The sequence below is a fragment of the Pseudoalteromonas sp. McH1-42 genome (assembly GCF_022347845.1).
In the GTDB taxonomy this organism is placed as follows: Bacteria; Pseudomonadota; Gammaproteobacteria; order Enterobacterales; family Alteromonadaceae; genus Pseudoalteromonas; species Pseudoalteromonas rubra_D.
In genome coordinates, this window is record NZ_JAKRFU010000038.1 from 1 (window position 1) to 21,748 (window position 21,748).

General features: G+C 49.0%; 15 protein-coding genes. 7 read left to right on the forward strand and 8 right to left on the reverse strand.

What is annotated here, in order from left to right; all coding sequences use genetic code 11:
* Window positions 1-217: 217 nt before the first annotated feature.
* Together MHN31_RS22990 and MHN31_RS22995 are read right to left on the reverse strand one after the other, a co-directional pair.
* A complete protein-coding gene (locus tag MHN31_RS22990) occupies window positions 218-1,882 on the reverse strand; it encodes a hypothetical protein (protein WP_239445414.1) in 1,665 nt (554 codons plus the stop codon).
* A gap of 65 nt (window positions 1,883-1,947) precedes the next feature.
* Window positions 1,948-3,825, reverse strand: a complete 1,878-nt coding sequence (locus MHN31_RS22995) for an alkaline phosphatase PhoX (RefSeq protein ID WP_194868901.1) — start codon at window positions 3,823-3,825, stop codon at window positions 1,948-1,950.
* Between the two features lie 243 nt (window positions 3,826-4,068).
* Between MHN31_RS22995 and MHN31_RS23000 the strand changes: the two genes are divergently transcribed.
* Complete coding sequence (locus tag MHN31_RS23000; protein WP_194868902.1) at window positions 4,069-4,611, forward strand: hypothetical protein; 543 nt, start codon at window positions 4,069-4,071, stop codon at window positions 4,609-4,611.
* 1 nt (window position 4,612) lies between these two features.
* Here MHN31_RS23000 and MHN31_RS23005 read toward each other — a convergent pair whose 3' ends face one another.
* Genes MHN31_RS23005 through MHN31_RS23020 form a run of 4 tightly spaced genes read right to left on the reverse strand, consistent with a single transcriptional unit; the run spans window position 4,613 to window position 10,445 of the window.
* Window positions 4,613-5,278 carry a class I SAM-dependent methyltransferase gene (locus MHN31_RS23005; RefSeq protein WP_194868903.1) on the reverse strand — a complete coding sequence of 222 codons (666 nt, stop codon included), beginning with the start codon at window positions 5,276-5,278 and terminating at the stop codon, window positions 4,613-4,615.
* A gap of 9 nt (window positions 5,279-5,287) precedes the next feature.
* The gene (locus MHN31_RS23010) at window positions 5,288-8,944 is read right to left on the reverse strand and encodes an AAA family ATPase (protein ID WP_239445415.1); all 3,657 of its coding nucleotides are present in this window, start codon (window positions 8,942-8,944) and stop codon (window positions 5,288-5,290) included.
* The gene (locus tag MHN31_RS23015; RefSeq protein WP_239445416.1) at window positions 8,941-10,161 is read right to left on the reverse strand and encodes an exonuclease SbcCD subunit D C-terminal domain-containing protein; all 1,221 of its coding nucleotides are present in this window, start codon (window positions 10,159-10,161) and stop codon (window positions 8,941-8,943) included. The genes MHN31_RS23010 and MHN31_RS23015 overlap by 4 nt, the downstream gene beginning before the upstream one ends.
* 53 nt (window positions 10,162-10,214) lie before the next feature.
* Complete coding sequence (locus MHN31_RS23020) at window positions 10,215-10,445, reverse strand: hypothetical protein (RefSeq protein ID WP_010381399.1); 231 nt, start codon at window positions 10,443-10,445, stop codon at window positions 10,215-10,217.
* Between the two features lie 435 nt (window positions 10,446-10,880).
* Here MHN31_RS23020 and MHN31_RS23025 point away from each other — a divergent pair, with 435 nt between their 5' ends.
* On the forward strand, window positions 10,881-11,375 hold the full coding sequence (locus tag MHN31_RS23025) for a DUF6702 family protein (protein WP_125560261.1): 495 nt from the start codon (window positions 10,881-10,883) through the stop codon (window positions 11,373-11,375).
* 149 nt (window positions 11,376-11,524) lie between these two features.
* Here MHN31_RS23025 and MHN31_RS23030 read toward each other — a convergent pair whose 3' ends face one another.
* Both MHN31_RS23030 and MHN31_RS23035 read right to left on the reverse strand, forming a co-directional pair.
* Window positions 11,525-12,976: a metallophosphoesterase gene (locus tag MHN31_RS23030; RefSeq protein WP_138536926.1), complete on the reverse strand. Its 1,452-nt coding sequence runs from the start codon at window positions 12,974-12,976 to the stop codon at window positions 11,525-11,527.
* Between the two features lie 86 nt (window positions 12,977-13,062).
* Entirely contained in the window at window positions 13,063-13,899 is an 837-nt protein-coding gene (locus MHN31_RS23035) for a transporter substrate-binding domain-containing protein (protein WP_239445417.1), read from the reverse strand.
* 130 nt (window positions 13,900-14,029) lie between these two features.
* Here MHN31_RS23035 and MHN31_RS23040 point away from each other — a divergent pair, with 130 nt between their 5' ends.
* The 5 genes from MHN31_RS23040 to MHN31_RS23060 all read left to right on the forward strand — a co-directional run bounded on the left by MHN31_RS23040 (window position 14,030) and on the right by MHN31_RS23060 (window position 21,747).
* On the forward strand, window positions 14,030-15,607 hold the full coding sequence (locus MHN31_RS23040; protein WP_239445418.1) for an alkaline phosphatase D family protein: 1,578 nt from the start codon (window positions 14,030-14,032) through the stop codon (window positions 15,605-15,607).
* A gap of 566 nt (window positions 15,608-16,173) precedes the next feature.
* On the forward strand, window positions 16,174-16,620 hold the full coding sequence (locus tag MHN31_RS23045; RefSeq protein ID WP_010381388.1) for an Hsp20 family protein: 447 nt from the start codon (window positions 16,174-16,176) through the stop codon (window positions 16,618-16,620).
* A gap of 546 nt (window positions 16,621-17,166) precedes the next feature.
* A complete protein-coding gene (locus tag MHN31_RS23050) occupies window positions 17,167-18,891 on the forward strand; it encodes a cation:proton antiporter (protein ID WP_239445419.1) in 1,725 nt (574 codons plus the stop codon).
* On the forward strand, window positions 18,878-19,855 hold the full coding sequence (locus tag MHN31_RS23055) for a universal stress protein (RefSeq protein WP_239445420.1): 978 nt from the start codon (window positions 18,878-18,880) through the stop codon (window positions 19,853-19,855). Before MHN31_RS23050 ends, MHN31_RS23055 begins: the two co-directional genes overlap by 14 nt.
* Before the next feature lie 227 nt (window positions 19,856-20,082).
* Window positions 20,083-21,747: a tetratricopeptide repeat protein gene (locus tag MHN31_RS23060; protein WP_239445421.1), complete on the forward strand. Its 1,665-nt coding sequence runs from the start codon at window positions 20,083-20,085 to the stop codon at window positions 21,745-21,747.
* Window position 21,748: the final 1 nt, after the last annotated feature.

Consider the following 21,748-nt stretch of genomic DNA (forward strand, 5'->3'; position numbering starts at 1 on the left):
GATTAGCGCACAGTGTAAGTCCAGCTAAAACTGCTCATTTCACCTTGCGCAAAGGCCACGCTAAAGCACGACTTTGCACGACACATCCATGAAAAGCGCCAAGTGAGCGGGGACGCCGAGTCTGCGACGATTAACGTACGAGTGGCAATACGTCCCTGTAGGGGGCTCCCGGCTTTTCATCCATGAAAAGCGTTCGCAGCGCTGCGATGATTCTTAATCATCGGTCGCTGCTCACCCAATCAAGTTGCATGTCCCATTGGTGTTGGTTTTCTGCTTTTAGCGGAGCCTGGGAGTCGTCTACTTGTTGCAGTACGTTACTTGCTTCTACCAGCGTTGCGTCGCGGCCGAACAGGTAGCTTTGCTCTTCCACTATGGTTCTGTATGCTTTATTCAGTGCCAGTGCGCGCTCTTTTGACGGGGTGATCAACTCGTACAGGTTATCTGCCGACTCCACTTTTTCTTTGTCGACCGTGCCATCTGCTTTGAACCACTTTTGCAGCATTTCGCGGTTCTGGCGGAATTCGTCGCCACCACCGACCCGGTTCATGTATGTCAGGAACTCGCCGAGTGTTTCGCCTTTGTTGGGGACATCTTTCATTTCTTTAAGGTTGATATAGCCCCAGCCGCGTGCGCCTTCTACTTTGCGGGCAAACGAGAAGGTCTGATCATAGGTTGAGCCGATGGTTTTGTGACAACCGTTACAAAATGCCAGCTCCTGCTTATGCTGTGGTCTCAGGTTACCTTGTTTGTCCTCAATATAACCATTGATGGTCCAGCCAAAGGTGTTGTTGATACCCTGATCGCCCAGATACAGAGTTTGCGGCAGATTTTCGAATTCTTTCTCTTTTTCTTCACGGTGATATGAAGAATTCAGTGACTGGCGAGTCTTAAACCTGTGCTTTTTCATGTAGCGTACTTCTTTCATACGCGGCGCGTTGTAAATACCACCATTTTCGTCTACACCAATGTAACGTACGGTATGCAGGAACTCAGTTTCCTGGGGGTACAGCATATGCGCCAGTGCATCTGTGGCATCACCCACATAATGTGACTGCCTAGTTATCTCGCTGATTTTGGTAAGCTGATTATCGCCATTTAAATCCTGGCCAATGCGTTGTTCTGAGATTGTGGGTGTTGAGATCTTATCTAAGCCTTTTAATGCCAGTTCAACCAGACTCAGGTTTGCCAGGTACACGTCCTGATTGTACACGCCGCCTTTTGAGCGAAACGCTTCGGGCAAACGGATCATCACATCACCCGTGGAGCCGTTGGTGGGCCAAAACGTCGACGGGAAGGGCTTGTAGTTAAACGCCACCCAGCCGCTGCCATCTCTGGCAAAGCCCATCTCATCAAAGGCTTTTTCCGGATAGGCCAGATTTTCCAGCGGAGTTATTTCACCGCGCCATTGCTTGTCTTGTTTCAGCTTTTCGATAAACGGGGTGTAATTATCCTGATTGATCCACGCCATGATCTCTTTATCTGGCACACCTGCGATCAAATCTGTCCGGTCAACAAAGAGGTTTTTCCAGTGGTTTTTCAGGCCCAAGTCAGAGAATTCATACACGCCCTGCAAATGCCCATCGCGCATCGCGTTGGGTCTTTCTGGCTCTTGCTGATAAGACTGATGGCAGGCATAACACGGATTATTTACACCATCGGTTTTAGTGTAACACTGAGGTGGGATCACCGACTCGGGGTTATAGACCTCATCGTGTTCCATGTAAGCGGTTGCCGGAATATCATCACCCGGTTTGTACGGTGCAGCTTTATGCGCTGACTGCGAGGCTATCAGTTCGGCAGCTTGAGTATGATGTTGTGATTCTTCGCAGCCGGTCAATGCCAGGCCAGTGAGTACCGCCAGGCCGATTACTTGGTATTTCATTTTTATGACGCCCATTTTTGGATAAAAAAATGCGGTGCCACGAACGGGCACCGCGAGTCTTACAATTACTTAGAGTTAGGATCGTACAACCACAGGGTGTTGTTTTCCTGGATACCGTCTTCACCAATGATGATGCGGCCGTCCTGCATAACAATCACGTTATCAGGCTGAGATAGCTGATTGACATCACACTCTTGTGCACCAGTCAGGCTAGAGCGGTGCGTACCACCCATAACAACAGGCTCAATACGAGTCAGGTTGTAGTTGTTATCGATGTGGGCACGGTAAACACCACCACAATCTTTAACACGCGCAGACAGTTGAATATCACCTTCCGGATCAGTCATCGTGTTATCAATGTCTGCAACGCCGATATACATGTATGCCTGTTCAACCACTTCGCCAGGAACCATGTCCTGACCAGTTACGGCTTCTACTACGCGATCGTAGTTGATGCTGATCCCTTCCAGCTTACGCCATTCTGCCGTTGCGCCTAATTGTCTTGCCGCCTGACGAGACTCCAGGAATGCTGAACGGTTATCCATTGGCTTGCCCGCCGTAACCAGACCACCACCTTGCGCCAGTGTTGGGTAAGTTTCTGCACCATCTGCCCATGCTTTTACGTCAGCCACAGAAAGATAGCTTGTCTGGCCTTCAACGAAGTCTTCAGTGTCGATCTCATCGTACTCAGCAATCCAGGCTTCAATTTCGGCATTGGTGCCAGATGCAATTTCAACCCACTCAACATCAAAACCAGTCACAGCCGGATCGTTCAGGCCCTTGTCCTGAGTCAACTTCGCACCATAAAGCGTACCTGAGCTCAGGTCTTTAGGTTGATCTGCAACGAACTTAAACAGTACACCGCCGGTATCATCCTGAGAAGAGTACACTGTGCGTTCATCAGGCATAACTAAGGAGTTTTCATGCTCGTAACGACCAATGGTGAAATGCTTCACAACATCTGGTGTATCAGAAAGCGGATTTTGCACTTCAGCAATATAACCGTAGCGGTAAGGGTTAGGGAATTCAGGCGTAACCAACTCTTTCATTCTGTCTATACGCGTGAAGGCCGGGTCATTCCACTCAGCATGTTGAGTAGTGTCGACGTCAGATCTTACAATCCACTCTTCAGACGTTAGCGGTGTGCCCCATGGAGATACTGAGCCAAAACAGTTTGCCGCGGTGCCTTTGACTCCATCAAAGTCGAGCATCATGGCTTCTTCAATGTTCCATGTACCTGCGTCGCTCTTGCTCATTTTAAGACGGCTCATGCCACCTGGGTATGATTCCCAGTTAGTAAACAGGTAACCTGTATTTTCTTCGTCAGCACTTGGAATAAAACCATTGAAGTCCGGGTTATCATTTTCAATGATCTTGTCACCAGAAGTGATACCGTAGTGCACACCTAAGCCACCGGCCAAGCCTTTTTCGCCCAGGTCGGCATACACATCACCGGTCTGACCCAGGATCTGATATTGACCAATCGCAGTCACAACCGTTTGCATCTCAAACTCTGTCGCTGGAACAGGTGAGCTCACAATATTACGTGGTAACTCGTTGAAATTAACACCCGTTAATACACCCACAGTACCACCGTTGTAAGGGCGTTCGTTTCCATCTTCCAATGTATTCGCATCGCTTGGGTGCTGAACATTGAAGAACAAATCACCTTGCTCAGTCAGGAACAAACCTGTGACTTCAGCACCTGCTGGCACAGTGGCGATACGGATTAGGCCTGAACCACCGTTTTGACCATCTTTGCCTGCAACACCATCAGTGCCGTTCGTGCCATTAGTACCGTTAGTGCCTTGCTCTCCCTGAACACCTTGCTCACCCTGAACACCTTGCTCGCCCTGAGGGCCTTGTTTACCATCATCACCATCACAGGCGGTCAATGCCACTGTGACGGCAGCGGCGATCAACGAATATGCTATGCGCTTCATTAGTTACTCCGAGTTAGTTGCTACGATTGCTACAGTTATTGTTATAAAGCGCACAATAGGTTGGAGTGAACCGGTTACAGATACATTGCTTAAATATTAAGGTTTTCAGTCATTTATAAGTCAATCAAAAGACACAAGGAATAAATTATTGCTATCCCTTGATGTAAAGGGGGTTTACACAGGATTGAATAACAAAAACAGGTATAATGCGTTTAGCATTTGCATACACCTTTTTTAGAGATCATGAATTTACCAACTTACGGATTTGGCGCAGAGCAAGGTTTGCTGGCCATTTATGTCGAGCACCCACCAAAACTTTCAGAATTTCAAAAGTTAAATAAAGTCATAGCCTTACAGACTGGAGAAATTGATTACATCAACCAGCAATGTGGTAATGGTTGGCGCAAGGTGTTTAATGTGTATGCCAAATTTATAGCAGAACTCAGTCACCCAGATCACGATTTTACTAACCAGCCAGAACATTACTCAAGCTGGCAAAAATACCGGGATAAGCGACTGTTACAGCAGGGATGTCAGGAGGCTTTGCTGTTTTCTGCGCCAGATCTGGCAGCAAATCGCTATGACTGGCACATCATAGCGGGCCGCACCTATGCAAAGACATTGCTCCGGGATCATATTTTTACTAACTCTTTGCACTGGCTGGATGAGGAGTTTGCCATTGATCCCGTCAATAAGTTGCTGATCTGCCCGTATTTGGATTATCGCCAGCTTAGTAATATTAAGATCTCAAAATTAGTTGAGTTGCTCAATACAGGCCATGCCTGACTTATTGCCTGACGCAAGTTAAGCCACTGAATCCAAGGGCTTTAAAGAACATGTGCGCGGACGAAAAGCCACTTTCATCCAACAGCTCTGCCAGCCGGATCCGGTCGAGTGGGTAAAATTCGTGCTCCAGATTGTAGCGCATACGTTCTTCACCAACCGCAGTCAGCCCCATAGCGCGGCAATGCTTAAGCTGAGACTCGCGCTCAAACTGGGTTTCGGGCTTCATCAAGTCTGCCAGTAGCAGCTGTTCACCAGGTTTGAGATTGCTATGAATTGACGCCAATAGTGCCAGCTTAGCGCCATTATCCGGCACAAAATGCATCACCAGCAGACACAGTGCAACATCAGCCTGATACTGTCCGGGCTCCAATGGTCCCGAATGTATGGTCACGCGCTCCGAGAGCCCGGAGTTAGTAAAATTTTGATCTGCGATGGCCAACATGTCGTCAGAGACATCTTGTACGATGAAAGTCCAGTGTGGATTGCTATGGGCCAGCTGTAATACTTCTTTGCCCGTACCAGCTCCCACGATCAAAATTTGCGCTTCCTGAGGGAGCACAGTCTGTAATTGTGCCTGCACCAATTCATGAAGCAGCTGATAACCGGGCACCAGGCGCTCAATACGGCTGTCGTAATGGGTTGCTTCATCCTGTGTAAAACTGGGCATGGTATGTCCTTATCGTTCACTGATGGTGACCGACGAATACCCGCCAGCCTGTTTCTGTACTTTAATTTGTGTAGCGACTCGCTCCGTCATTTCGGCCACATGAGAAATCACGCCTACTTTGCGCCCTTGTGACTGCAATGCATCGAGCGCGTCCAGTGCCACGCTGAGCGTTTGTGGATCCAAAGTGCCGAATCCTTCGTCGATAAACAACGAATTGATTTGCACCTGATTTGAAGACAGAGACGCCAAACCCAATGCCAGCGCCAGGGAAACCAGGAAGGACTCACCACCGGACAAAGTGTTTACACTGCGCTGTTCATCGGCCATATCACGGTCAATAATGGCGATCTCCAGCGACTGGCCGATGACGGTTAATCGGTAACGGTGACTCAGACTAGCGAGGTGATGATTGGCATATTGCAACAATATCCTGAGCGTTTGTGTTTGAGCCAGGTTACGCATGGTTTTACCCGTGGCATCACCCAACAAGCGATTTAACAGATGCCAGTGTTCGTATTCGGCCTGCTGTGCCTGAAGTGCCTCGTATTGCTCGGCCAGATAAGCCTGGTTGTCTTCATGCTGTTTCAGTACTGCATTTACACTGATCAACTGCGCCTGATTGGCATCACGCGCTTGTTGCAACTGAACCAGTCGCTCACTAAGCTGTGCCTTGGCTCGCTCGGTCACAGGCTTAGCGCGCAAAGATGCCAGCTCTTCTTGCAAGTGAGCGTGCTTGTTCTGCGCACTGTGTAATGCTTTGCTCACAGCCTCATATTCGGCCAACAAGGCTTGCCACTGCAACTTATCCCATTGTAACAGCGCCTCAACATCCGCTTCTGTGAGCGTGTCGAACTGAGTTTGCAGTTCCGCCAGCCAACTCTGGTAACGGCTCTGAACTTTTGCCAGCGACTCTTCTAGTTGCTGTTGTGATTGCTGCTTATGTGCCAGCGTCAGTGCCTGTGATTCCTGCGCCTGACGCAGATCTGAGACTCGTTGTGTTGCCTGAGCCAGCAAACTCTCAGCTTGCTGTTGTTCATCCAGTAAAGACTGATGCCAGTTGTCTGCACTGATCTCAAGTGGCTGGATCGCTGTTCGTTCACGGGTCAGTACTTCCCCTTTTTCAGCCAGAGCGTGGCGGGCTTGCGCCGTTTTATTAAGCTGTGCCTGTTTATCCTGACTTTGCTGACGTAGCAGTTTAGCCTGCTGTTCACCTTCATCAATCTTTTGCTGTAATTCACTGAGCTGTCGCAGTTGCAGCTGCCTGACATGCACTTGCTCGCCCAATTTAGTGATAGCTTGATCCGGTGATTGCTCAAACACCTGCCACCATGCAGAGGTTGAATATAACTGCCGGACCTGCGACAGGGTTTCTTGCTGCTCTGTCGCAAGCTCTGTTTGCCGGGTTTGGGCATAAGCCATTGCCTGTGCGGCACGTTCGAGCTGACTTTGTAACTGTTGGTTTTGTTGTTCCAGTTGCTGTATGTCGCGCTGAGCTGTCTGCTGTTGCTGCCAAAGCTGTTGCTGTGTTTTACTCAGCTGGCTGTAAGTGTGTAGCTTGTGATCCAACTGAGCCAGCAACGCCTGAGGGTCCGCGGTATCGCGCAACTCAACAGGCAACTGCGCCAGTAATTCGGCAATTTGCGCAAGCTTGCTGTTGAGCTGTGCTTCATGTTGCAGTGCTGCCTGTAGCTGACCATTGCACTGTTCAGCCTGGCCAACCAGGTCATGATAACGTTGCTGCGTCTGCGCGCGGGCTTGTTCAGCAGCCTGATATTGCGATTCAAAATCAGCAATCAGAGTTTGCCAGTGACTGTCGATGTGATCCACACCATAAGGGTGCTCCGTCGAGCCACACACCATGCATTCCTGGCCCGCAACCAGTTGAGTTCTCAGTTTGCTAACACTGTCACTGGCCCGAAAACGGACTTGCTGCAAATTTTCCTGAGTCAGCAACACCCGCTGTCTGGTCAGTTCATCTTGCTGCTCAGTGTCTTTAAGTTGCTGTTGCAGGCTGTGATGTTGATGCCGCAGACGATCAATGTGCAGCCGGTGCTCGCCCTGCTCCTGTTTCAGCTGGGCATGCTGTGACTGGTTTTGCTGCGCCTGAATTAACTGGGTACGCTGAAATTGTAATGTCTCATAATCCAGCTCACTCAGCTGCGACTGAGTCGTGCTCAGGTTTTGCTGAATTTCGGCTAATTGTTGATGTAATTCTGTCAGTCTGGGTTGCAGCGCCTGTTGCGTTTGTGTGTCTTTGTCTGCACAGGCTTGTGTGTGTTGTTGCTCATCCGCCAGTTTACCAAGCTGTGCCTGACATGCCTGCCAGTGTTTTAATGCACCGCTGATCTGTGACCACTGCTCACTCACACGCGTCAGATCCGGATCTGTCTGGCAGTCTTGCTGTAATCGGGCAACCTGCTGACCATCCTTTTGTAGCTGAGCCCCCAGCGTTTCACTGCGCTGTTGCAATGCTTCATGCTGCCCACGTTGCTCGTTATATTCTGCACTATTTTGTGCCAGCAGCTGCTTGTTGGCTTCACGCTGCTGGTCCAGATCACGCAATGACTGCAGGGCAGGGGTACTGAGCTGCAACTGCTTTTTTGCCTCACTGAGTCGTGTCTGAGCGGCTTGTAGTTGATCTTGTGCAATCCGGATCTGCGGCGCGTAATCCTGCTGTTGCAACTGGCTGATATCAAGCTCTAATTGCTTAAGCTGGGCAGTCATATCCCGAGCCTGAGCCCGGTTATCTGCGATCACCTCGACAGCTTTGGCGCGCCTCGCTTTGTCAAAGTCATGGGCTTGCATAGTCAGTCGCTGCTGGCAATCAGCCTGTTCCTGCTCAGCCTGATGACATTGCTCGGCCAGCTTGTCACAAGCCTGATGCCATTGAATGCCTTGCTCCAGATGCTTTTCTTCATCACGAGCCGTGGCAATGGCAGCCGTCAAATCCGCTGCGGTTTGCTGATTTTCGGCCAGCGCTTCATCGCTAAGTAAAGTCACATGCTTAAGTGATTGCTTACGTTGTTCCAGCGCATCTTGCTTTGCTTTGTGATGTTCAAATATGGCCTTACCTATCACGCTGAACTTAGCCGTACCGGTAAGCGTTTCAAGTAATTGCGCCCGCTCATCACTGTTGGCCTTCAAAAACGCAGCAAATTCGTGCTGGGCCAGTAACACTGCACGAGAAAACTGTTCAAAGTTCAGACCCAACAACTGCTCCAGGAGCTGCTTGGCCTCGGTGGTTTTGGTTGCCAGTACCGTATCATCAGCAAGGCGCACCACCTGATGCTCAGCTTCTTTAATACGACCATCCAGCTTATTCCGGGCACGACCGACACGCCAGCTGGCACGGTAATAATCGCCATCCTGGCCACAAAAAGTCACTTCGGCGCGGGCGCTGACACAACCACGGCGCAGCAGGTTACGGGGATCATTGAGTTTCAGCTCGTCGCCGTTGAGCATCACTTTGTTTTTTGCATCGGCCTTGAGTCGGGCGGTTTTACCGTACAATGCCAGACATATTGCATCCAGCAGGGTGCTTTTACCCGCGCCAGTATCGCCGGTGATGGCAAACAGGCCGGTGTCTTTTAACGGTGGCTGGGTAAAATCAATGTCGGCATCCGCCAGTGACGCCAGGTTTTGCACCTGGATCCCTAGTAGTTTCATGCTTCCTGCTCCTGTACACTGGCCAGTACCTGCATCAGGCAATCTTGCAAAGCTTGCGGCACGGCTTGTTCACTGTCTATCTGTGCCCGATACGCCAGCTCTAATAAACTCACGGGTTCCAGTTTCTCAACCTGCCCCAGGTCTTCAAAATGCGGCATGTCTGCGCTCTGTTGCGTATTACTCACACGCTCAATGCCACAGAAGTGCACTTGTTTATCCGCCAGTGCCTGTTCAATCTTAGTGCGAAACTGACTATCGGTGTCACTGGCATTGAGCCGCAGCCTCAGGTAGGGCGTTGCTGCGCCCTGGCTCTGGTATTGCGATAAGTCGAGTTCGTTGAGCAAGGCAATGAGCTCATCCAACGTCGCCCCACCGCGCTCGGGCAGTAAAATCACCGGTTTAAGGCGCGGCACGTCAAGGGGCTTTACACTGCTAAGCTTGTTATCAGAAAACTCGACCAACAGTACCTGATGACGATAATTACGCTCAGAAAACGACATCGGCAGGGGTGTACCGCAATAGCGAATAGCCTCACTGCCAGCGACTTTTTGCGCTTTATGTAAGTGTCCAAGTGCAACATAATCGGGACGTTCCCCAAATACACCCGCAGTAATGGCATCAAACCCGCCAATGGTGATATTGCGCTCTGAATCGCCGGAAATACTGCCACCTTTGGCATGTAAATGACCCATAGCCAGCACCGGGAGTTGTGCATCTACCCCCTGGTAAGCGGCCTGGTATGCGCGTTCAACGCCACGTTGATAGGCCAAAGGATCATCGGCTTGAGTATCCAGATCGGCGCTGCGTAAAAACGGCATGGCCACAACCTGCAAAGTGCCAAGGTCAGTATTGAGGGTTTTTACCACATCCTGGGGATTATGCTTATCAAACCGGCCGACAACATGGGTGTCGAATTGACTCAGCAGTGGTTTAGCCGTTTCTATTCGATTCGCTGAATCATGATTACCCGCGGTTATCACAATGTGTAAGTCTGGATTATCGGCTTTTGCACGCCTGATAAAGGCATACAGCTGCTGCTCAGCCACCGCCGAAGGCGTAGAACTGTGATAAATGTCGCCACTGACAATCAGTACATTAATTTGATGAGAAGTGAGTGTATCGCACAGCCAGTCCAGAAAATGCTGATGTTCAGCATGACGGCTGTGCTCGTAAAACTGTTGACCCAGATGCCAGTCGGATGTGTGTAAAACCTTCATGCAGCGTTCCTTAACCTTAATGCCGGTTAATATACACTGCTTAGCTGAATAGGTTAATGGCTGAGTTGACGCCAGGCGAAAATCATCACAGGGATCACAAGTAACCACAGCGCGCGAAGATAACGGTTCTGTCTGCCATTCAGACGTTTCAGTGCCGATTTCTCGTTACACGCAGCCACTTTATCAACATAAAAGTAGCCGTTATCCAGATACTCTTTACAGTTCTGTTCGTCCGCCGGTATGGCAACGAGTTTCTCTTGTTTTTTTAGTATGTAGAAATCCATACTGCTCACCACATTTTTTGCTAAACGGGTACTTTGTACAGAGCAAAACCAACGCCAGTTTTACTCGCCGATTGAAAAGTCCGCGATTTTACTGGGAATTTAGTTCCGATTTCAACCATTGAATTTGGCTTTTTTAATTTATTTGTAAAATAGAGACAATAAATTTGCAAAATGGGAACTTGGCACGAAAATTTATTGTTATTTTGACATCATCACTATACTCATTTTATCACGCCCAAAACACGGGGTGAGTTACGTTTCGTGACAATATAGACGAATGAGGCAAAATGACCATATATGCAAATCACTCAAAAGCAAAACGTACGCACTGCACACCGATTATTTCAATCCAGATAACAAGCTCAGCAGTAAAATAACAATAATTCCGCTCAATTCGCGGTATGATAAGACCCGAACACAACCAAGGGGTACCACATGAGGGATCGGCTGATTGCCGCACTGGCATTAATTTGGGCAAACACAGCAACAGCGCACCAAATAAAGGCTGCAATGACGACTGTACTGGTTGACTCGGGTAACGAGCAGATCGAATTAATGCACCGGTTTTACCTGCACGATACCGAGCATGCGGTGGAAGACTTGTTTGGTGAAGACGCCGACCTGTTTCAAAACCAATCTGACAGAGCCCGCTTTGCAGAATATGTGCATGACACTGTGGAATTAAAGGATGAAGCTGGCCAAGCCATTCCCTTGACGCTATACAATGGCAGTATTGACGGGCAATTTTTCTGGGTTATCCAGCGCGCCCCTATGCCAGCTAAATTGAGCCGCTTACAGATGCGTCATGATGCACTCAGAGATATCTGGCCAACCCAGGTCAATATGGTCAACTTCAAAACTCAGCACGCTGTTCAGACTCTGCATTTTAACGGCGACGATACCTGGCTGTGGGTGAAATTTTCTCAGTAACCCCCAACAACTAACACTTTGCCCCAGTCACTAAATAGCACACCAATCAGTTACACCTTGACACTTACTCTGCAGCGCGTTTAGAGAAGAAGGTAGGCATATGTTAGCCAGGTTATCGCCACCGAATCATCAAGTGGCAACCAGTGCACTCACCGTACAATCTGGCACAGAGCTTTACCTTGTTGTGCCAGCTTACTGCCACAGTCGAGGAATACCTGGCCCTGAGTGTTATAAAACTGCCCCTGCCATTGATCGTCCTCTTCCAGCTTAATGGAGATGTAACCAAACTCTCCCTGAGTATTCCCCTGCGCGCGCTTACCATCAATTTGAGTACTGAACCCGCTGTTTGCACCGGTTGAACTCAGGCTAACACCACTGTTGCCGACCACCAATTGAGGTGGACGATCACTGCCCTTACCAAAAGCCAGCGACTGGTAAATATGCATATGACCAGATAGAGACAAGCTGACCTCAGACGGTAGCTGCTGCGATACAGTCGTCTTCAGCGCCGTTTGCAGCATATCTGTGATTGAAGGAGTGCCAACCGGTCCGCTTTGTCCCCAAATAGGTCTATGCGTCATCATCCATAACGGGGTTTTTACCCGAGAAGCCAGCCGCTGCAATTGAGAATACTGGTCGCGATACTGGCGCGTGAGTGTTTGTGGCGAGCGTGAATCGCAAGCATTGGCAGAATCCATCACCCACAATGCCAGCGACTCCAGTTCAAGCAAATAGGGGTCTAGCATCACAATATGGTCGCTTGCTTCGCTGGGTGGCTGGCTGAATTCACCCTGATAAGGGCATGACTGCTGTGCAACGCCCCCCGGTAAGTCAGAGCCAGGTCCCAGGAAATAAAACCAGCCGGGACCTGCACGGCTACACAGTTCATGATTACCGCGGGCAAATACCCAAGGTGCACTGGCCAGCAAAGACTTAGCCGGTGCAAACAAATCAGCCTGCCAACTCTGCCAGGTATCGGGTTTTGGACTGCCGCTGGCATTTTGCGAGTAATACGTTTCTGTTAGACCACATGACGGACCACCGTAACCACCATCTCCCGCATCGTACGCGTAAATATCTTTACTGATGCTGCCCGACGTACCGCGGTAGTTGAAATCCCCCATATGTAGAATCAACTGTTTGCTTTGCCTGGCACCCAGGTCCGCCAGCTGAGCAAAAGGTTGCGCAGCACTTGCTCCTTCACATACTGAACTCTTACATCCGGAGTCCCCAAATACCTGAATTTGCTCGGGAGCCAGGTTGACGGGAGCCAGTTCAACCCCGCCATAAGAAAGACGATACTGAGTATCTGGACGGATCACGGCTTCACAAACTGTGACTGGAAAATGAACGGGATCCGGATTTAATCGCCTGGCCCGGGTTTTTATCGCCTGTTCACCCGCGTGTATTAGCTGCGGACATTGCTGATCATTAATATGTGCGCCGTCGACAATGGCTCTGGCATAAACTTGCACACCCCCACCCTGTGCGGGGGCCAGCATAGTATAAGCGGCATGAACGAGTGGATCGTGTGCTGCACTGTCGGCAGTGCCCGTGCAACCAGAGAGTAAAACGACGAGAGGAAGCATATATTTGCGCATGGTTATTCCTTGTTTGCGGCTCCATTAGCTTCCTTAGTGTAGACCACAATAAGGCGGTGTTGATATTACCCCTCATTTCACACTACTCAGCGTGGTACGCTGTGATGGGTATAGCGCTTAACCAGCTCATCGATATCTGGCCGAAGGCGCTCTATTGCGCCATTAAAACGCGCCAATTGTGCTGCATCGAACAACCCTTTGCGCAATAAAAAATGCACCTGGTTGTTGTGGACTGGATAGTCCCAAATATAAAAGTTTTTAATGCCCAGCTTACGCGCCATGAAACGCCCGAGTATCTCGTCTTCGATGATGAAATCGACCCGCTTTTTTGCCAACATTTCAATACGCTGAGGGCTGCCAGAAATCCCCACCAACAAATGGCCAAAATTGGGGTTTTCGGCAAGATTTTTGAGCTCATCACCATAATAAGAACCTATGCTCAGGCCGATACGATAGCCCAACCGCAACAAAGCTTTTAAATCAATGGCCATACGGGGCTGACGCAATGAAAAAAGTCGCATTTTTTCCCAACGATAGGGGGCTGAAAACACCCCTAACTCGGCACGTTCCTGTACATAACTGACCATCAATAAGACATCGACTGTCCCCTTACCCAGCTGATCTAAACTTCGGGCAGAGGTAGGCAAGCGCAAAAATCGAGGGCACATGTTCAGCTGTGCAAACACCTTGCGGGCTATTTCCACATCCAACCCGTACGCCCCACGCTCATCGACCGCTGTCAGCGGCGGCCAGTCAGCGACGACGCCAATTTTAACTTCGCTGGTACACAGTTGCTGTGCACTGACTTGTGACCCATAAAAAAAAGCACCGGCAATAAAAAAACACCACATTCTGAGATACAACTTGATACCAACCACTCTCACCTGCTTATTATCTGACCTGTATCTTTTAGTTATAGCCATTATCGCGCCAGTTTTAAATCAAAGATGTCAGATTGGCCACCTCACTGGTTAAATGTAATATTTTTGTTATATAGAATTAACATGAACACGTTTAAATACGGCCCAAAAATGATAATTAGAGTATTTACTTATGAGTTTATCCCGTCGCGATTTCTTTAAAACCGGCCTAATGCTGTCAACTGTTCCCCTTACCTTAGGACTGAGTGGCTGTACTTTTTCTCAGAGCCCGTTCAGCCATGGCGTTGCCAGTGGCGACCCATTGGATGATCGAGTGATCTTATGGACCCGCATTACCATTCCACCTGAAGTGCAGGAGCGGGTGGATATGAATACACTCAGTGTCAAAGTACTCTGGCAGGTTAGTGCAGATCCGCAGTTTTCTCACCTGATTGCTGAGGGCTATGAAATCACCGATAAACAGCGCGACTTTACCGTTAAGGTCGATGCAACCGGGCTGGCACCTGATACTCGCTATTTTTATCGCTTTATCATCGATGAATTGGATGAGCCAGTTATCTCGCCAACAGGCCGGACTAAAACGCTGCCAGCCTACGATGTTAGCCAGGTAAAACTGGCCATGACATCCTGCTCGCACTTCAGCTATGGTTACTTTAACGTGTATGCACGTATCGCCAAAATTGAAGACCTGGATGCGGTGCTGCACCTTGGTGATTACCTGTACGAATACGGCAATAAAGATGTGTACCGCAACCCGTTTTTGTGGAACCGTAAAGTACAACCAGCTCACGAAATGGTCACGCTAGATGACTATCGGGTTCGCCATGCCTGCTATAAAACCGATGAAGACTTACAAACCCTGCATCAGACCCATCCAATGATCTGTATCTGGGATGACCACGAATTCACCAACGATACCTGGTCGGGTGGGGCAGAGAACCACAATGACGGTGAGGGTGATTGGCAAACCCGTAAAGCAGCCGCCATTAAAGCCTATTATGAGTGGATGCCGATCCGTGAACCCGGCGATAACAACCGGGAACGATCTTATCGCCGCTTCCAGTTTGGCTCTTTGCTGGATCTGAATATGCTCGACACCCGTCTGATCGGCCGTGATCAACAAGTAGAGATCAAAGATCCGGCTCGTCTGGATGAATCACGGACTTTGCTGGGCTATGCACAGGAACAATGGTTATACGATAACCTGTTTGAAGCTAAGCAAAATGGCGTGCAGTGGAAGCTATTGGGCCAGCAGGTGCAGATGATGCAAATTCAGATGTTGGGTAAACCCATTAATGGTGATGCCTGGGACGGTTACCCGGCCGCACGTCATCGCCTGTTAGACTTTATCGAACAAAACCAGATAGATAACGTGGTGTTCTTAACCGGTGACGTACACTCTTCCTGGGCCGCCAACATCTGTAAAGACCCTTATGACTGGCACGAATACAACCGCTTCACTCATGAAGGGGCCATCGCAGTAGAGATCGTGACTTCCTCGGTGACATCACCATCTATTCCGGTACCGGGCTTGCAGCAGCTAGTAGGTGATGTTGGTAAAATTTTGATCCCAGAGAATCCTCACATCCGCTATGTCGACCTCGCCAATCGCGGTTTTGTAACCCTGGACATCACTCGGGACGAGCTCAACGCCAGCTGGCACCATGTGCCGTTTGTCGGCTTTAAGAATGACCAATCGCATATTGGCAAACGTTATACCGTTAAGGCAGGCAAAGCCAAACTGGTTTAACCACAACACAAATGGCACGTTGCGTCATTAGGCCGTATCAGTGTCACTTTGCGGGCTTACCTAGTTCGATATCCTGGGCACACTAAAAGTGTGCCCATGCTTCATCATCCGTCTGCTGGTATTGGAGTGTATTCAATCTTAAACCTTTGGCAAATTCATATTTTCACTCCACTTTACTCATAACATCTGTCATCCCGCTCTCTCTTCCGTGACGCCGACCTCGCCTCCATCATCTCGGCTTCATTTCCGTCATCGGCCTTGAGCCGGGAACCACCGACAGCAAAACGGTGGCTGACCTGAGCAAAGATCCATAGCAAACAACAAAAAATAAAAACCATTAAATATCAAGAGGATAAAAACAACCTCACACTTTTTTCAAAAAACTTGCTTGAAAAGTATTTGCCCCGGCCATAGATAGATTTGTGAGGACGCCGACAGGGTCCAAAACCAAACTAAGACTTTGTTTTAAAAGTCTTTATTTAAGTAATTTTAAAGTAAAAACCCGCTGTTTACTGGTTTATTGCAAAGAGTAAATGGCTTAATTATCGCTTTATGAGGATACGATTATGCGTACAGTAGATTTATCACCCCTTTACCGTTCATTCATCGGTTTCGATCACCTTGCATCTATGATGGATGCGGCGCAGCGTAGCAGCGAAAAACAGCCCAGCTACCCGCCATACAACATCGAAGCCTTAGCTGAAGACAAGTACCAAATTACCATGGCGGTGGCCGGCTTTACGGAGCAGGAGTTGTCGCTGGAGTCGGAAAATAACACACTGAGCGTCAAAGGCGAGAAGCAAAATAAAGAAGACAAAACCGACCGTAAATTTATTCACCAGGGCATTGCCGAGCGCAACTTTGAGCGCAAATTCCAGCTGGGCGACCATGTAAAAGTGATTGGTGCTTCGCTTGAAAACGGCCTGTTATTGATTGACCTGGAGCGCGAAGTACCGGAAGCGTTAAAGCCAAGAAAAATTGAAATTGGCACCGGTAAGCTGATTGAAGGCTGATGCCTTAAGAGTAGTAACTACTCACTCCCTTTCCTTGTATTACATTGTTGAATTCCCACCAGCCGTCCGAAAGGGCGGCTTTTTTATGCTTATGACGCCTCGTAACACCAAATCAAATCGCTCAAAGTCAGTCCGACATGCGACTTTTTCAACTCAAAACCCAATCAAGAATAATACCAATTTGCTTAATTAAGTGATCTATTTTGAGGCGAGAAAATAGGGTCGATAACAAGGCAAAAATTTTGCTATTTAGTTGTTCTAAATGAGAAACAATGCAGCCCAGGCCATCATCAAATAAACACCACCACTCATGTGGCTCTTTTGCGGGCCAATCAGATTCATAACACTTCGAGTATAACTGCCTATAAATACGGTAAATTCATACTATAAAACCCATGCCACGGCGCATTTCTGTTGCTATTTTGATGTAGGACATAGTCAGCGAAGATACCCGGAACTTAGATTGATTTTTGCGTAGGGAGTTGTGAAGCTGACGACCACTAAGATCACGCTTGTAAGCCATTGGACGTGAAAAAAGGAGGTGCAATGCCAGATCTGAGTTTTATCCACCTGTCTGCTTTTTATGAACTCACTGCGCTGGTGGTATTAGCCGCAGCACTGGGTTTTATCGGCGTGTTGCTGCGCCAACCTATGATTGTCAGCTTTATTGCCGTAGGGGTGATAGCCGGGCCTTCGGCGTTGAATATTGTTCAATCCCATGCACACATAGAACTGCTTGCCGAACTGGGCATTGCTGTACTGCTATTTCTGGTTGGCCTTAAGCTCGACCTTAAACTCATTCGCACACTCGGGCCGGTCGCACTAGCCACCGGACTGGGACAGGTTGCGTTTACCTCTGCCATTGGCTTTGTACTCGGCAAATTGCTGGGGCTGGATACCGTTACCGCTGTGTATGTGGCCGTCGCGCTGACCTTCTCCAGTACCATTATCATAGTGAAACTGCTGTCAGATAAACGCGAAGTCGACTCCCTGCATGGACGCATAGCTGTGGGCTTTTTGATAGTTCAAGATTTAGTAGTGGTACTGGCCATGATGGTGCTCTCGGCCATGGGCATAGGGGCACAGTCGGGCGGCACGCAATCCGCCCTGGCTCAGGTTGGCAGTGTACTGCTTTATGGGTTGATCATGCTGGCATTTGTCCTGGTGTTTATTCGCTATCTGGCAACGCCACTGGTCAGTCGAATAGCACGCTCTCAGGAGCTACTCATCACCTTTGCTATCGGCTGGGCCACCTTACTGGCGGCGATAGGCAGCCAACTAGGCTTTAGTAAAGAGCTGGGCGGCCTGTTGGCAGGGATCTCTTTGGCATCTACCCCATTCAGAGAAGCCATTGTTGCCCGCTTAGCCTCATTACGCGACTTTCTGTTACTGTTTTTCTTTATCGCCCTGGGCACCCAGCTGGATCTCAGCTTACTTGGCTCACAGGTTTTCCCAGCGCTGATACTCTCTTTATTTGTGTTAATTGGCAATCCGATAATTGTGATGGTGATCATGGGGCTTATGGGCTATCGCAAACGCACCGGCTTTCTGGCTGGATTAACCGTCGCACAGATCAGTGAGTTCTCCCTGATCTTTATGGCCATGGGACTCACCATAGGTCATGTCACAGCCGACTCTTTAGGACTGGTCACGCTGGTGGGTCTGATCACTATCGCGATGTCGGTATATATGATCACCTATTCTCACGGTTTGTATAACAAGCTGGAACGCTGGTTAAGTGTGTTTGAACGCGACCAGCCATTCAGAGAAGCTGCGCTGGAAAAGCAGCCCTCGTCTGAGCAGGCTTACGATGTCATTCTGTTTGGTCTTGGCCGTTACGGTAAGGCGCTGGCTCACTACCTGCAAAAAGAAGGATTCAGTCTGCTGGCTGTGGACTTTAACCCCGACGAAGTCAGACGCTGGCGCAACGATGGCAACCTGGTGATGTATGGCGATGCCAGTGATCCAGCTTTTGTGAACGACCTGCCGCTACAAGGTGTTAAGTGGGTGGTATCAGCCATGCCACAACATGATTTGGGGGTAACACATGAAGACCCCCGCCTGGCGCTACTGGATGGGTTGAAACAACAACATTATAGCGGCGGTATTGCCATTTCAACCCAGCACCAGCATGACCAACCCCTGTTAGAAGAAAGAGGCGCAACCCTGGTACTGATGCCATTTCATGACGCCGCTGAACGGGCGGTAGAGCGGGTAAAAGCAGCGACCCCAGCCAGCACTCATACAGAGGTGAATAATGACACGATTTAACAGAATTTTATGTGTGGTAGACCCAGAAGCAACAATGGACACCGCCGTGGTACAGGCGCTCCGCCTCGCACAAGATAATCAGGCAGACATCACTTTTATTTCAGTACTGAAAGAGGTCAAACACTGGCGCACCTTCTTTACCAGTAAAGCGGAGTATGCCAGTAAGCTTACTGAGCTGCTTGCCAATAAGCGGGCCGCAATCGAAGCGAAAATCAAAACACTGGATAACAACCTAGATCCCGCCATCATAGTGTGTACCGGGATCGGCTTTATTGAGATCATTAAGCGCGCGGTCGATGATCAGTACGACCTGGTGGTCAAATGCGCCGAAGACGCAGACTGGATGGATCGCATGCTGGGCAGTGAAGACATGCACTTACTGCGTAAATGCCCCTGTCCGGTGCTGATGCTCAAACCCGGCCAGCTCGATGCCTTTGGTAAAATTCTGGCCACGGTCGACGTTAACGACAGCTTCAGAGAGCTGGATGATGAACAAGTACAGGACAAGCTCAATCAGGCCGTGATGGGATACAGCGTGTCGTTAAGCCTGCCTGAGCTGTCTGAGCTGCATGTGGGCAGCGCCTGGGATGCCTACGCCGAAGACTGGCTGCGTTACGGCACCTTTGCCCATCAGTCGGACGAACAGGTGGACGACTACGTAGAGCAGGGGCGCAGAGACTGTGCAACTAAGCTGGCCCGGCTGGTGACAAAAATGGACGCACTGTTCGACAAGTCTGCCGTTCAGTACCTGCAACCCAAACTGCATCAGGTCAAAGGCAAAGCCAGCAAAGAGATCCCCCTGCTGGCACAAAAACACCAGATTGACTTAATCGTGATGGGCACAGTCGGCCGTGTCGGCATTCCGGGTTTGATCATAGGCAACACCGCCGAATCTATACTGGAACAAACCCAGTGCTCCGTACTGGCCATCAAACCCAAAGGCTTTCAGACGCCAATCAAATAACCTGGTTAACTCTGTGGTCCACCGACTGACGAGTCGTGGGCCATTTTTCTGGCTTTTCTCACTTCGCCGACGCCAATACTGCTATCGAGCTTTTATCCTCGTACAGTCAAACTGTACTCAATGGGCAAAAGCTATCCCATTGCCAGACATCACAAAATACCGTTTAATAAAGGAATAAAACCCCACACAAGAATCTTTCGGGGTTAAGCAGTTTAAAAGGAATATTGATGTCAGAACACAACCCCGAACTATCCTCAGAGATCCAAGCACTGATTGAGCAAGCCCAAAGTGGCGATGCCGAGGCACAAAATGAGTTGGGCGATGCCTATTATTTTGGTGAGGGAGTCGAGCAAAATTATGAGAGAGCCGCTTATTGGTTTGGACTATCCGCAGAACAGGGATACGCAGATGCCCAGTGCAACTTGGGCTTTATGTACGAACAAGGAAAAAGCGTAACGCAAGATAATGAGAAAGCAGTTGAATACTACCAGCTAGCTGCAGAGCAGGGAAACGCGGACGGCCAGTACAATTTGGGTGTGATGTATGGACAAGGCAAAGGCGCAGCGCAAAGCAATGAAAAAGCGATTGAATACTATCAGCTCGCCGCTGAGCAAGAACATACACATGCTATGAACAATCTGGGGGTGATGTATGAGCAAGGAACAGGCGTAGCGCAAAGCAATGAAAAAGCAGTTGAATACTATCAGCTAGCTGCAGAGCAGGGAAACGCCATAGCCCAATGCAACCTAGGCATTATGTATGAACAAGGAAAAAGCGTAGCGCAAAGTGATGAGAAAGCCGTTGAATACTACCGGTTGGCTGCAAAGCAAGGAACGGCACGAGCTCAGCTCAATCTGGCTTATTGTTACTTTGAAGGGGGATGGGTTGAACAAAGTTTTACAGAGACTAAAGCGCTGTGTGAGCAAGTATTTAAAGACACCGAACTAAGCTTTGAAGCCTATGAGCTACACGATAGAGCGGAGCGTTTTGAGCTCTCAGGGCCGATTGGTAAATTAAGAGAGCAGATACTAGATAGATTAAAGGTCGATAGTAACGCCCCGATGACCCACTACACTTCATTCGATGTGGGCCAAGCTATTTTACTAGAGCAAAGCCCTTTCAGGCTGGGACATATTAACGCAGTGAATGATCCCAATGAAGGCAAACTACTTTGGCATGAACTCGGTTATGAGCCAATAGAAGGGAATCCTGTTTTCATAGGCTGCTTTTTACCCAAGAGCGATAACCTGAACATGTGGCGCTTTTACAGCAAGAATCATTTAAATGATGATGCATGTGGCTGCGCCATTACCTTTAACCCACAAAACTTTTTCAATTATCGTTTATTAGAGGAACAGGGCTCTTTCTCCGAGCAATCAGAAGCAAAAAAAGCATTTTCCAATACCGGTCAATCACCACAGGAAAGTGCGGCATTTTACCGAGTACTCTATGTGCAAGATCAGTTTGAATTTGAAGATGATGAAAACGAAGTAGGGTCACTCTTTGCAAAGCTGAAAAAAGAAGTTACTGGATTTGTTGGCGAAAATCCGACACCCGAAAAACTGCAAATACTTGCCTGGTTGCTCGGCCCGCTGCCTTATCTGCTAAAAGATGCAAACTACAAGGATGAGCAGGAACACAGGGTGATCGTCTCGCACCTGGACTATGGTGCAAAAGAGATCCAAAGTGCAGCTCCTGACTTTGCAAATGGCACTGCCCCGCGTTTATATCTGGAGCTACACAGAGACGATCATCTGGCCCCGATTGAGTATGTCACGCTCGGCCCTAAAGCCCCCAACAAAGAAATGATGGCACCGTACTGGCGCCACCAATTAGCCAGCAGATTTTCTGCAAAACTGGATATTCGCCCCTCGCGCTGCGCTTATAAGTAGT

What these genes read in the sequence shown, in the direction of transcription:
- MHN31_RS22990 (WP_239445414.1), bottom strand. Translation starts at nt 1,882, where the DNA reads ATGAAATACCAAGTAATCGGCCTGGCGGTACTCACTGGCCTGGCATTG.
- MHN31_RS22995 (WP_194868901.1), bottom strand. Translation starts at nt 3,825, where the DNA reads ATGAAGCGCATAGCATATTCGTTGATCGCCGCTGCCGTCACAGTGGCA.
- MHN31_RS23000 (WP_194868902.1), top strand. Translation starts at nt 4,069, where the DNA reads ATGAATTTACCAACTTACGGATTTGGCGCAGAGCAAGGTTTGCTGGCC.
- MHN31_RS23005 (WP_194868903.1), bottom strand. Translation starts at nt 5,278, where the DNA reads ATGCCCAGTTTTACACAGGATGAAGCAACCCATTACGACAGCCGTATT.
- MHN31_RS23010 (WP_239445415.1), bottom strand. Translation starts at nt 8,944, where the DNA reads ATGAAACTACTAGGGATCCAGGTGCAAAACCTGGCGTCACTGGCGGAT.
- MHN31_RS23015 (WP_239445416.1), bottom strand. Translation starts at nt 10,161, where the DNA reads ATGAAGGTTTTACACACATCCGACTGGCATCTGGGTCAACAGTTTTAC.
- MHN31_RS23020 (WP_010381399.1), bottom strand. Translation starts at nt 10,445, where the DNA reads ATGGATTTCTACATACTAAAAAAACAAGAGAAACTCGTTGCCATACCG.
- MHN31_RS23025 (WP_125560261.1), top strand. Translation starts at nt 10,881, where the DNA reads ATGAGGGATCGGCTGATTGCCGCACTGGCATTAATTTGGGCAAACACA.
- MHN31_RS23030 (WP_138536926.1), bottom strand. Translation starts at nt 12,976, where the DNA reads ATGCGCAAATATATGCTTCCTCTCGTCGTTTTACTCTCTGGTTGCACG.
- MHN31_RS23035 (WP_239445417.1), bottom strand. Translation starts at nt 13,899, where the DNA reads ATGGCTATAACTAAAAGATACAGGTCAGATAATAAGCAGGTGAGAGTG.
- MHN31_RS23040 (WP_239445418.1), top strand. Translation starts at nt 14,030, where the DNA reads ATGAGTTTATCCCGTCGCGATTTCTTTAAAACCGGCCTAATGCTGTCA.
- MHN31_RS23045 (WP_010381388.1), top strand. Translation starts at nt 16,174, where the DNA reads ATGCGTACAGTAGATTTATCACCCCTTTACCGTTCATTCATCGGTTTC.
- MHN31_RS23050 (WP_239445419.1), top strand. Translation starts at nt 17,167, where the DNA reads ATGCCAGATCTGAGTTTTATCCACCTGTCTGCTTTTTATGAACTCACT.
- MHN31_RS23055 (WP_239445420.1), top strand. Translation starts at nt 18,878, where the DNA reads ATGACACGATTTAACAGAATTTTATGTGTGGTAGACCCAGAAGCAACA.
- MHN31_RS23060 (WP_239445421.1), top strand. Translation starts at nt 20,083, where the DNA reads ATGTCAGAACACAACCCCGAACTATCCTCAGAGATCCAAGCACTGATT.